10 protein-coding genes are annotated in these 12703 nt (G+C 38.6%); all 10 read right to left on the bottom strand.

The window, feature by feature from the left end:
* Window positions 1-182: 182 nt before the first annotated feature.
* The 10 genes from DIZ80_13710 to pnp all read right to left on the bottom strand — a co-directional run bounded on the left by DIZ80_13710 (window position 183) and on the right by pnp (window position 12650).
* The gene (locus tag DIZ80_13710) at window positions 183-1544 is read right to left on the bottom strand and encodes an energy transducer TonB (protein ID RDH81168.1); all 1362 of its coding nucleotides are present in this window, start codon (window positions 1542-1544) and stop codon (window positions 183-185) included.
* Window positions 1545-1556: 12 nt separating this feature from the next.
* Complete coding sequence (locus DIZ80_13715) at window positions 1557-2051, bottom strand: biopolymer transporter ExbD (protein RDH81684.1); 495 nt, start codon at window positions 2049-2051, stop codon at window positions 1557-1559.
* A 17-nt stretch (window positions 2052-2068) separates the two neighbouring features.
* Window positions 2069-2560: a biopolymer transporter ExbD gene (locus DIZ80_13720; GenBank protein RDH81169.1), complete on the bottom strand. Its 492-nt coding sequence runs from the start codon at window positions 2558-2560 to the stop codon at window positions 2069-2071.
* A complete protein-coding gene (locus tag DIZ80_13725) occupies window positions 2560-3210 on the bottom strand; it encodes a flagellar motor protein MotA (protein RDH81685.1) in 651 nt (216 codons plus the stop codon). The genes DIZ80_13720 and DIZ80_13725 overlap by 1 nt, the downstream gene beginning before the upstream one ends.
* Window positions 3211-3334: 124 nt before the next feature.
* The gene (locus tag DIZ80_13730) at window positions 3335-3655 is read right to left on the bottom strand and encodes a hypothetical protein (GenBank protein ID RDH81686.1); all 321 of its coding nucleotides are present in this window, start codon (window positions 3653-3655) and stop codon (window positions 3335-3337) included.
* Window positions 3656-3661: 6 nt separating this feature from the next.
* Window positions 3662-4249 (bottom strand): hypothetical protein, encoded by a 588-nt coding sequence (locus DIZ80_13735; GenBank protein ID RDH81170.1) that lies wholly within the window; start codon window positions 4247-4249, stop codon window positions 3662-3664.
* On the bottom strand, window positions 4250-7522 hold the full coding sequence (locus tag DIZ80_13740; GenBank protein ID RDH81171.1) for a hypothetical protein: 3273 nt from the start codon (window positions 7520-7522) through the stop codon (window positions 4250-4252). It lies immediately after the preceding gene.
* Entirely contained in the window at window positions 7522-9540 is a 2019-nt protein-coding gene (locus DIZ80_13745) for a hypothetical protein (protein ID RDH81172.1), read from the bottom strand. Before DIZ80_13745 ends, DIZ80_13740 begins: the two co-directional genes overlap by 1 nt.
* Window positions 9541-9557: 17 nt before the next feature.
* Complete coding sequence (locus tag DIZ80_13750; GenBank protein RDH81173.1) at window positions 9558-10082, bottom strand: hypothetical protein; 525 nt, start codon at window positions 10080-10082, stop codon at window positions 9558-9560.
* Between the two features lie 480 nt (window positions 10083-10562).
* Entirely contained in the window at window positions 10563-12650 is a 2088-nt protein-coding gene (gene pnp, locus DIZ80_13755) for a polyribonucleotide nucleotidyltransferase (protein RDH81174.1), read from the bottom strand.
* Window positions 12651-12703: the final 53 nt, after the last annotated feature.

Genomic DNA, 12703 nt, shown 5'->3' on the forward strand with positions numbered 1-12703 from the left:
ATATTTAAACAGGAAATCTGGATACTGCAGAGATAGCTCACTACAGAACTGATATATAAGAGCAGGAATCCGAAACACTAGCACTACAAAACCGTATAGAATTATCTGTTACTACGTACATATAAAAATAGATATTTAAAATCACCCCTGCACAGCGCCTAAAAACACTTTCACTAACTTTTCTAAGTTGCAGGCAGGAAGTCAATTGGATATAAAATTGTAATCGCAGGAACACCTTCTTTTGCACCAAAATTGAATTTCTTCACGCGCTCAACAATTTTCTTCTCAAGCGCTGGTGCTTCCATATCACTTGATTCCAGACTACAGGCTGAAACCTTACCATTTGTCTCTATCGTCAACTTAAGCACTAACTTGCCTTGCAGAGTCGGGTTCTTGCGTAATTCACGATTATATATTCGATAAAGCGCGGCTTTATATCGATCGAATACAATTTGAATCTCTTCATCAGTTCTTGATGGGCCAGGCCCATCACTAAGCGGACGCTCTTCACCAAAGAAATCGCTACCAATTGCACTTTCAACTCGAGAAAATCCTACGCCACCGATACTCTTACCACCACTACCGGTATTTCGACTCAATGAAGATGTACTGATGCCACCTGAAGCCCCTTCAGCCTGTGCAGTCACTAACGAACGACTGACTTTACGAGCCTTCTGACCTTTATTGCTTAATCGGGCCTGCGAACCTAATTTCTGATCAACAGAACTATCCATCAATTCAGAGAAGTTGTCCTTAAATGCAAGTAAACCAGCTGTTTCTGCTACTTTACGCGCTTTTTTAGCCTTCTCGGTTTTGGGCTTAGGCACATCTTTTCTTGGTTTCTTGTCTTTCTTATCCAGCTTTTCAAGTTTAGGCTGTACTTTAGGCGGTGGCGGTGGTGGTTGTTTTTTCACCATTAATTTGGCCAGACGCTCAGGCACCTCTGTTAATTCATCACGGGTTTGTAGCGGTAAATCCCATAACGGAATGAGATAACCTAGAACCAGTGTAAACAACAGCGTGATTAGCATTATCTTACGGAAACGTTTTTCATCATCACCCTGTGTCGTCCATGGCATTATCATTGGACGATAAGGATGCACTGTCATTTCACGTTCAATGACAAATTCAGTAAGTCTCTCTTCTGCTCGCTCCTGAACAACAAGAATTTCTTCATGCAGAATATTAATCTGAGCTATAACGCTCTGAATATCTTCTTTAATTAATTCACGGTGCTTCTGTACACCCTTAACTTTTTCATCGTAATTAATAACCAGGTTATCTACACGATGATAATGAGCCATAGACTCTTCTACATCACAACCTTCACCCCAGAAAAGACAGGCTCCTCCCAGTTTATTTAATTTATCAAGTCGATCACTAATTTCGCTGAGTAGAATATATTGCTGTCTATCCTGAAATAAATCTTCGAGCTCAATATCCACCAGGCGCAGTTGGTTCTCCAGCTCTGCAATCCGGTGTTGTGCTTTATCAATCTTCTGATTGATGACAGCTTGTTGCTCGGAGACTTCTTTATCAACCAACTTAATAAAACCTTATGAGTCTGTTTGTGTTTCGGTTTGTGATGCTTTTTGAATAACTGCCAGAGAAATTTTCCCATAACCTGCAGCTGTACAACTGGACATTACTTTTTTCAACAATTTAAACGGTATCGTTTTATCTGCCAGAACGGTTACTTCTTTACTTTCTGAAACTGTTTTCGTACTTACACCAATTACATTTTCACGTTGCAGTACTAGCTCTGCCTGAATCGCAGGTATAACTGAAGACTTAAGCGCTAACGCTTCTTCCGTCGTTATCACCGGCTCACCCATAATCATTATTGCCTGTGATGTAACCAGGACAACTACGGTTTCACGTGGTTTTTTCTCAACAACAGAATCCGGTAATGTGATTTGTTTGGGCGGCTCCATCACTTCTGTAGACGACGAATTAACCAGTAAAAAGAAAACCAGAATAGTGAAAATATCCATCAGAGACACCAGATTCAAACCTGGTGATTTCTTCTTGGAGCGCCCCATACGCTTCATTCGGCGAGAATTCTGTCTCATGGTGCATCCCCGATTGAAATATCGGGAAACAGTGCTACTTTTTCAAAAATACCACTTTCACTTTGCTCCAACTCCACAAGACGAACAGCATCCATTACATGAACCAGTAATTCATATTGAATATCTGGCTCCATCAGAACCGTTGCATCTGTTTTATCAGGGTAATTTTTTTTGATTTCAAGCAAATGCTTAGACAGCTTTGCAAAATCATACTTATCTTCAACTTTTGGAAAACGAGCAACAACACGCCTTCCATTGCCAATTTCAAGACCTTTCTCTCGCACTATTACTTCTATATTAAGCTTTATTTTTGACGGCGCATTCGCGCCACTGGATGTTGGTAAATTCAACTCCAGGATAGTTACACGAGAAAATACCGCCGTAATTAACAGAAAAGGAATCAGTACTACCATTAAATTAAGAAAGGTAGTGATATCCATTTCTGGAACTTCTTTATCCGTACGACGGTAGCGTGTTTTTCTAGCCATTATTTTGCAGCCAGAGCAGCTTGACGTTTAGCAAATTCAGAAATTATATTCAATGTTTTAACTGAAACCATTTCCAGGCTATCTACAATTTCACCTGTTCTGGCTGTTAATAATGCATGGGTAATTAACAATGGAATACCCGCCATCAAACCAAATGCTGTGGTATTCATTGCAACCGAAATACTGGCAGAAAGAAGATCTGCTTTTTCAGCTGGATTAGCGTTAGCAACCGCATTAAAAGCCTCAATCAAACCCATAATAGTACCTAAGAGACCTAACAATGTAGAGATATTGGAAAACAGGGCCACATAGGGCGTACGTTTTTCAAGCTGCGGAATTATCTCCATCATGCTCTCTTCCATTGCTATTTCAATATCATCACGTCTACGCACGGACCCCTGTCGTGCAAGCCCCATATTTAATAAACTTGCTATAGTAGATGTATCATCAGCTATTAGCTCACGCGCTTTATCAAAGTCACCCTCTTCAAGCATAGGGTGCACCTCATCCCAAACCTTACGATTTGCTCGAGAAACACTACCCAGTTTGATGAATCGCTCAGTCGCTATTGCCAAACCGATCGCAAATACGATCAAAATTGGATACATGAATGCACCACCGGTTTGAAAAAATCGTACCATGGTTTCAATAACTTCCATTATGTTTTCCTCATTGTGTTTACATGTTTAATGAAAAACATGCAGAAATTTCTAATAAGTTTAGCACTGTATATACAAACTGTCTTTTTTAAGACCAAAAACAGACGCTTAGCAATTATTTTGTATGACTTAATTCATAGAAATCAAGCTCTCGCATAAAGACTTCTTTATCAATCGGGCGCATTGAGTCATCAAGCAAACCAGAAGTTAAACTTGACCTGACACCCACCTCAGAATTCTTCCAGGGCACTATATAAAGTGATTTCGGTGCTTCTTTATTACCTATAATGGAAATACCGGACAATTCCTTTACTCCATTATCTTTCTTTGCACTTTTTTTAGCCACATCAGATTTTGATTTATCCTCTGCGAATACAACTGACACAGACAAACAAAAAAGAAAAGTAAGAGTTATTTTTTTTAATAAATTCATAATCAAGACCTACTTTATCCGTCTACTAAGATCAGCAACCCATATCTTCATAATTTTATTATCTGGTTGTAAATCCAGATAATGCTCATACTGCTTAAGTGCGCAGGGAAAATCACGCATATATAACTCACAGAGAATACCCAGATTTTTCACCACTGGTAAATAATCAGGGTGTTCAGTTAACGCATTGGTATAAGCTTTCCTGGCATCTGCAAAACGACCTTTTTTTCTATACAACAAACCCAGTTGATTATTTGCGACCGGATGTGTCAATTCAATTTTGAGCGCCATTAGCAAAAATTTTTCAGCCTTTTCATCATCACCTTTTTTATCATAAGCCATCCCTAAATTGACATATGGAGCGGGCACCCTGCCTTCTTGCGCTATAACCTTTTTTAGCAACATAATCGCCTGATCGTATTCCTCTGATCTCAGGTGGGAAAGCGCAGAATTAAAATCGTCCTCAATATCTGAATCTATTTCCACCAATTCAGGTTTTATTTTTTTATCTAATGCAGATGGTTTTGTTGATTCCATGACACATGACATCAGACTTACAACAAGAAAACAAATCGATAAAATCTTAAAAAAACTCATTTAAGACACCTTCCTGTTTTCAAACAAAGCATTCAATGTCTGTTTGTTTTCCAGGGATTCTACTTTTATATTACCTTGTTTTTCAACTTCAGATTCTGGCTTAGTTTCAGGAATTCCATCTGGCTTAACAGGTTCAGGCAACTGAACAGGTAAATTTGATTCCTTAAGTACAGGTAAAATTGTTTCCACATATTCTACTGCTTCTTCAGGCTTAGCGTACCTGGCCGGTAACAACACGGCTAATTTTTCGATACTTTCATCTATCCATTTATTGTAAATACCTAAATCAAGTAACTCCATATTCTTTTCATGCACTGTAATTGATTTTTCTTCAAACGGATAAATCTGTTCTTCGAGAACCAGCTCATACTGTTCCAACTGCTCTTCGGTTAAATTTGTAGGTCTCTCAGAATTCATCAAAGCACGACTAAAATGATAATATATTTCAGCAATTTCATAGGTGGCGGCCGCAGTAACAATTCCAACTTCATAATCAACCAGCTTGGTTAAAGTAGCAATTGCCTTTTTCATACGCTTTTTCTTTTTATTAAGGTTTTTCTTAAACGGCTTTTTAAGCTCTACAAGTTTAAACCTTCTTATATCAGGCTGAGCTAAAACAAGCGATGCACTTGCTGCTAGAAAACGCGTTCTATCTGTACGCTCCTTACCTGCTTTTAAATCAATCGCAACGATCCACTGCAATTGTTTAACATAAAGCTTTTTGCTTTTATTTAACTTATAAATATTTGCTATATTATTTCGCATTTCCAGTGCGTTTTCGACAGGTTTAGGAAAATACTTTACATAGCGAACATATACATTAAGCGCTTTATTTCTATCTCCTGCCTTTTCATAAAGCTCAGCCGCCTGCTGTAAAGCCTCACGTCGCAAACCTTTATCTTTGGTCTCTCTTTCAATTCGTTCAAACTCAGCCGCCGCGAGTAATAACTTCCCGTCTTCTTTATATACAATCGCCAGCTTTTTAGTCACATCAGTCTGAAGTTTGTTTTTGGGATATTGTTTTCTAAACCCTTCCAAAACTTCCGCTGCTTTTGACCAGTCTTTCAGACTGATCAAAGCTGCTGCTGCATCATATTCCGCCGTAGGGCGAATTTTTGACGTCGGAGCCGCAGTTGCTATACGGAGAAAATGATTTGCAGCAGCGCGATGATCTTTAAGCTTACGTGCCTGCTCACCCTGTTTATAAATAGACGCTGCGAGATTCTCTATTAACTTCCCTCTCTCTTTATGTTTCTTGCCCGTCATCATTAACACCTGACTATAAGCAGCCTCGGCGTCAGCATATAATGTCAGATCAAATGATGAGTGAGCCACAATTAACCATGAAGAACGAATATATTTAGTTTCAATGTTGGGGTACTTTTCTATAACACGACGGCCAATTTTAATCGCCATTGCAAAATCTCTAATCGCATAAAGATCATCTGTCGCCGCGACCAATACAACTGGCGCCTTTTTATGCTCTGGATATGTTTCACCAAACTTCAATGAACTACGTATTATTTCATGCTTGATAATATTACGCTGGGATTGATCTGCCTTTTTTAAATATTCACGATATGCAAACACTGCAGCATAACCCGCTTCAGATGATTTTTCATGCCTTTCATAATTATATGATGTACGCTCATACTCTAATGCAGCCCCTCTGAAGTTTTTATTTTCAAGCAATAATTCAGCTAACTGAAAATTAATACCGGGAGCCTGTAAATCTTCAGGAAATGAATCAAGAAATTCACGATACCATCGAGTCGCTTCCAGAAAATTTTCTTTTCTAAATTTTCTTAAACGCCTGTTCTGGTACAAAGCATGATAATGATTCGCAAGATCGGTCAGATTCGCTTTTAAAAATACGATAACATCTGGATACACAGTTATATCAAAAAATGTCCAGTAATTTGCCCTTAAACCATAAGTTGTTGCAAAGTTCTTTTTCGAGTCTACAACTAACTTTGGAAAACCACCCTGCAGATAAATTTCAATTACTCTGATATGAAAATGTGGTGAAACTTTATTTAACGGATTTCGTTCCACATAAGAGTTATAAGAGCCAGCGGCATCTGCATATCTTCGTTTGCTCAAATAATATTCACCCAGATGGCTATAAATACTAGCCTCATAAAGTCTTGCTCCATGGGTTTCAAAATATTTAACAACCTCTTCAGGCCCACCAAGATATGAAAAACTTAAACTGATAACTCGATAGGTATCTTCTATACGTTTACGTTCAATTTTGTCATTTATCTGCTCAAAGTCATATCCAATTGATATTTTATAATCCAATAAACCTATAAAATCATGAAGTGCCTCTTCATAAAGGTCCTGCTTAAAGAATGCCCAGCCCTGTTTATATAATGCCAGATCATAAAACGCCGAACTTATACCAAAATCAATAACAGCCTGATAGGCCTCTTCAGAATCAAGATATTTTTTTCGAGTAAAAAAATACTCCGCGCGCCTAAACTGCGCCTCATCTATATGTCTAGAATTAGGATATTCTTTTACTAGACGATTTAAAACTGTCATAGCTTTATCTACTTCACCTATTTCTTCATATGCGCGAGATAACTGATACAAAACCTGATCATTTCGATCATAATGAGGATACTTAACTAACAGACCTTTATATAATTCTATCGCTTCCTGAGCTCCTGCAGATGCCAGATCTTCTGCTACTGCTGCATCTGCAGCTACCACTGCTTTGTCTTTACTTCCTTTTAAATCAATTTTTTCAGTTGTACGCTTTTCAAAATCTTTCTGTGATTCAGCTACACTTGCAATCGATTTTTCTTTACTCTGAAGTTCTTTAACTGTTGCATCTTCAGTTATTACTTCAGTTTCAGCTTTTTCATCCGTATCATCTCCAGCGACAACTGAAGCTGCGATAGCACCTGCTACAACCGGCTCCACTGAACCACCACTACTTGTTACTCCTGTAACTTTACCCGCAATAGCGCCTGTAGAAACAGCAGTATCAACACCTCCACTAAATGAGCTGTATTCTTTCTCAATTTTTAGATCTGCAAGTCGTCGCAATGCCTCTGGTGTCATTGCTGTTTCCGGCGTTTCTTCAAGAAACTTCTGGTAACTTTCCATTGCTTTATCAAGACTACCGGATATTTCAGCCTCTTTTAAATCAAGATCAACTTCTTCAAGACTTGCTAACGTCTGTTTATCAGCACCTGTAACGCAGCTAACTAGTACAGGTAAGAAAGCTATGTATAAAAATATTTTTTTAATATGAATAAACATTACTGAGCAGCCTCATTAATCTTTTCATCGGGCGGCTCTTTAGCAAGTTGCTCTTGCTGATTTTCTTCGGTAGCTACACCATCAGTAGACTGCTTTAATACTTTATTTTTCTCAATATTTTCCAGTAATTTCTCTTCTTCAGCTTTTTGTTGTTTCTTTGTTGCACGGTCATAACTTTCAGCCAAAGCAAATCGTGCTTTTATTTGATACTCTTCCAGCAAGTTTCTTCTACGCTCAAGCTCGTTCACTGCAAGCGCTTCAATCAACCTTCCCTGTCTTGCCATAATTCCGTCGACTTTAACCTGCGTTGCCTGAATTTTAGTCTTTAACTGACGAATTGGAATATCATAACCTTCATAACTCTGTGTTGCCGCTTGACGAGTCCTTACAAATGACTGATAGGCTTTATTTAAATTATTTATATAAACATCTAACGTTTGCATCTGCTTATATGCATTAGTTAGTCTTTCGTGGTATGCCTCATTTATTTGCCAGTGTAAAACACCCTTAAGTCGAGCTATTCGCTGGCGAACGTCATCTGTATAATTTTGTGGATTAGTTGATAAATAAAGTTCAACTTCTGCTAGCCTGTCCTGTATTCCACGCTCTTCAGCTGTGGCCAGGTAATCAGGACGACGTGCTATCACCAGAGACTTTAATCGCTGATCAAGACGGTCACGCTGGGATAGTCTTAATCGAATACGTGCATCCAGTTTCTTGAATTCTTTTTCAACAACCGGTAACAATGGTTCATAATACTTTCGACGAATTTCTATTAATTCGACATAAACATCAAGTGTTGCCAACCAGTATGTCAGGCGCACTCTAAGCTCTGCTAAATCCTGATAATTCTGTAATGATTGTTGAAAATCATTTGATGCCATTAAAGATAGTATGTAACGTGTTTCAGGCGTTTCCTGTCTATCCCTTAAGTTGTGTAACCAGTTTTTGTCCCGTTCACCTTGTTTATCTAATAGTGCATTTAAAAACTTTCCTTCACGCACACTTTTAATTGATGTTTGAAGACGATCTATTTCACTACCAAAATTATCCATGGCCTGACCATATGATAAAGCTGCCTGGCCATAATAATGCAACTGACCATATGCATACGGAACTGCTAACATAGACTCCTGCACCAACTCATTAGTCACTTCACGCTTTTGTAAAATCCCCCAGGGTACCAGTGCTTTTTTATATTTTCCCATTGATGCGTTAACCCAGCCCATACCCAGTAGCGCTTTATCTGCGAACGGACCATTTAAACGCACACGACTAAAATACTGTTTAGCCTGATCTGGTGAACCGTTCTCTAGCATTCGGTTAGCTAAAGTTAAATTTGCTTTATCTTTTAACGCCTGAATTCCACGATCATCACTGCTCATTTTCCCCATTTCGGTCAAAGCAACAATCGCTTTTTTCTCTTCCTGATTCTGTATATAGGCAATACCAAGATTATACAAAATATAACCTTTATACTTATCTTCACCCTCTATCGACTTTAATAAAACGATTGCTTCAGAAAATTTTCCTGTAGAAATATAAACCTGTGCACGTAAATAAATTTCATCAACACGTAAATCTTCAGCCATTTCACCCTGTATTTTTTCTAAAATATCCAGTGCATTACCAGGTTGATTTTTACGGTAATAAATTTGAGCTAACCGATATGCCGCTTCGTTACGAATTTTCTGATTTAAACTTGATTCCATTATTGCTTTAATGGCTCTACCTGCACGCTGATGCATACGGTAAGCAAGCTCAAAACTTCCTGCAGAAAATTCAGCATGATTAATATGCTGATTAAATGGATCTAGCGATGGATTATCAAGTGAATAGAATTGACCCAGTTCAGCATCTAACTTACTGATAGCATCGAAGTGTTTATTCTGGAAGGCATAAAATAATGATTCACCATAGAAGATATCTTTAAGCTCTGGAGCTTTATCAATGGTGTTTTCTGCTGTTACATTGAAAGTAATCAGAGAAATTAAAATAAATTTAGAAAGTCGCAACATTAATTTGAAACTCGGTATTACCAGTCTTTAAACTCTATACCCTGGTCACCCGCATCCGGCCCTCCAATTTTTATTTCAACAAATTTAGGACCCACCTCTTTTTTTAATATATAACTACTACTACGTTTCATCTCACCACCACTCGCTGCTTTTGCCGTATAACTAATAACTATTTTGTGGTCGCCAGTTTTAATATTTCCCGTGTAGATTTTCTGTACACCACCCTTTTGCATTGACTCCAGTTCACGGAATGTATACAGGTGATGTGCCAGTACTTTATTTTCAAGTTTTATCTGTATTGCATCCAGACGTAAATCTTCTGGATCTGCGAGTGATACAAATAATGCAAATTGGCTATTTGATGGAAAAAGTAATTTTTCTTCAAGTTGAAGCAGACTGGCAGTTAAATCTATCACATCCTTTTTAATGTCCTGCACCTGCTCATCAAGACCTTTAATCTGATCTTTTGATACATCGGCGGCGATAGCTGAAATGGAATTCAGTATCAGTATTGTAAAGAAAGCTAATATTATTTTGTGCATAATGCTACCCACTACTTCATCGCTGTGTATTGGACCATATATCCATAACTGTTTCCGCCTACTAACTCACAGTTAAAGCGGTTCTTCTGAGTATACATTATGATTTTATATATTTGAATCAGGTATTTATGATGTTTTGTTGAGAAGTTATCTTATATTTCAGACCTAAATTAGAAATCACTAATAAAGCTATGGATTATTCTTAATGCTAGTTGAACTGTTTAGCCGTGATTTTACTGATATAACTACATGCTGACTTTATACTTTTATAGGAATTTGAATTCTATGGTGTCACCTGCCGATAATTCACTCGCTCGTTTCTTCATAGGAGCATGAATTTTGTATGGTCGCTGCGCTGGCGACACCACAGAATTTTAATCCTCATAAAGCAAGGGACCTGCAAGTCCGCTTACAACACAAAGTAACAAGCAAAAAAAAGGGGCTAAAAGCCCCTTTTTTCAAGTAAAAACAACTAAAAGCTTACGCCTCAGCTGCCTCACTAACAGCCTTCATGCTTAAACGAATTCGACCCTGACGATCAATCTCCAGCACTTTAACCTGAATCTTCTCACCTTCCTTAAGCTTGTCACTCACCTTCTCAACTCGCTCTTCGCAGATTTGAGAAATATGAACCAGACCTTCTTTACCAGGAAGAATTCGAACAAATGCACCGAAGTCCATAATCTTGATAACTTCACCTTCGTAGATCTTACCTACTTCAGCTTCAGCTGTAATCTGCTCGATACGAACTTTAGCAGCTTCAGCATTATCAAAATCACTAGAAGCAATCTTCACATTACCATCATCATCGATATCAATCGTCACACCGGTTTCTTCAGTAATTGATTTAATTACTGCACCACCTTTACCGATTACATCGCGAATCTTTTCAGGGTTAATTTTCATTGTTAAATAACGTGGTGCGTAATGAGACATTTCTGTACTTGCTTCAGAAATTACCTTATTCATTTCACCCAGGATAAACATACGACCCGCTTTCGCTTGTTCTAATGCTTTTTCCATTATTTCTTTTGTGATACCAGTAATCTTAATATCCATTTGCAATGCATTAACACCGTTTACTGTACCAGCTACTTTAAAGTCCATATCACCAAGATGATCTTCATCACCCAGGATATCGCTTAATACTGCGTAACCCTCACCTTCTTTAACTAGGCCCATCGCAATACCTGCGATTGGTGACTTAACAGGAACACCTGCATCCATAAGCGCTAATGAAGTACCACAAACAGAAGCCATTGAGCTTGAACCGTTTGATTCAGTAATTTCAGATACAACACGAATTGAATATGGGAATTCATCAGTTGTAGGCATACACGCTAAAACACCGCGTTTTGCTAAACGACCATGACCAATTTCACGACGGCCTGGTGTGCCAGTACGACCTGCTTCACCCACTGAGAATGGAGGGAAGTTATAGTGCAACATGAAGTTGTCAATGATTTGGCCTTCTAAAGCATCAATTTTTTGAGCATCACGTGATGTGCCAAGCGTTGTAACAACTAATGCCTGAGTTTCACCACGGGTAAATAATGCAGAGCCGTGAGTCCTAGGAAGAACACCCGTACGTACAGAAATCGCACGAACATCATCTACTTTACGACCATCTATACGTGGCTCACCAGCAATGATGCGACCGCGTACGATTGATTTTACAACTTTATCAAATGCGCCTTTCACTTCATCTTTTGTGAAACCATCATCTGATACTAATTTTTCTACTGCTGCATCACGAACCTTATCAACTGCTGCATAACGATCTAGCTTTTCAGAAATCTGATAAGCCGTAGTTAGATCAGCTGTTACTGCATCAGCAACTTGCTTGTTTAAGTCTTCGTTAACAACCGGCGGAGTCCACTCTATTGCAGGAGTACCGACTTCGTCTTTTAATTCTTGAATAGATTTGATAACCACCTGGAATGCATCATGACCAAACATAACTGCATCAAGCATAATATCTTCAGATAACTGATCAGCTTCTGATTCAACCATTAGTACAGCATCGCTTGTACCGGCTACCACTAAATCTAATTGAGATTCAGCAAGTTGGCTGTATGTAGGGTTTAAGATGTATTCGCCATCTTTATAACCCACACGACACGCACCAACTGGGCCATCGAATGGCGCACCAGAAATAGCCAATGCCGCTGATGTACCAATTAAGGCTGCAATATCAGGATCGATTTCAGGGTTAAGTGACATTACTGTACAAATAACCTGAACTTCGTTGGTATAACCTTTAGGGAATAAAGGACGGATAGGTCTATCGATGAGGCGACTAGTCAGAGTTTCTTTTTCTGATGGACGACCTTCACGCTTGAAGAAGCTTCCTGGAATCTTACCAGCAGCATAAGTACGCTCCTGATAGTTAACAGTAAGTGGGAAAAAATCCCGAGGCTCTCCACCTTTAACAGCTACGGCGGTACATTGAACTACTGTACCATCCATATCTACCATAACGGCACCTGAAGCTTGACGAGCAATCTCGCCAGTTTCGATAGTTACGTTATTATCACCAAATTGAAACGATTTTTTAATTGCAGTCACAGGTTATACCCTAATTATCTGAATTTATTGAAGCTGATTATACTGGAAATTAC

This window comes from endosymbiont of Galathealinum brachiosum (assembly GCA_003349885.1).
GTDB lineage: Bacteria > Pseudomonadota > Gammaproteobacteria > SZUA-229 > SZUA-229 > SZUA-229.

Excerpts from the sequence above, each read along its gene's own strand:
- DIZ80_13750 (RDH81173.1), bottom strand. The coding sequence starts at position 10,082 with ATGCACAAAATAATATTAGCTTTCTTTACAATACTGATACTGAATTCC.
- DIZ80_13735 (RDH81170.1), bottom strand. The coding sequence starts at position 4,249 with ATGAGTTTTTTTAAGATTTTATCGATTTGTTTTCTTGTTGTAAGTCTG.
- DIZ80_13745 (RDH81172.1), bottom strand. The coding sequence starts at position 9,540 with ATGTTGCGACTTTCTAAATTTATTTTAATTTCTCTGATTACTTTCAAT.
- DIZ80_13715 (RDH81684.1), bottom strand. The coding sequence starts at position 2,051 with ATGAAGCGTATGGGGCGCTCCAAGAAGAAATCACCAGGTTTGAATCTG.
- DIZ80_13720 (RDH81169.1), bottom strand. The coding sequence starts at position 2,560 with ATGGCTAGAAAAACACGCTACCGTCGTACGGATAAAGAAGTTCCAGAA.
- DIZ80_13740 (RDH81171.1), bottom strand. The coding sequence starts at position 7,522 with ATGTTTATTCATATTAAAAAAATATTTTTATACATAGCTTTCTTACCT.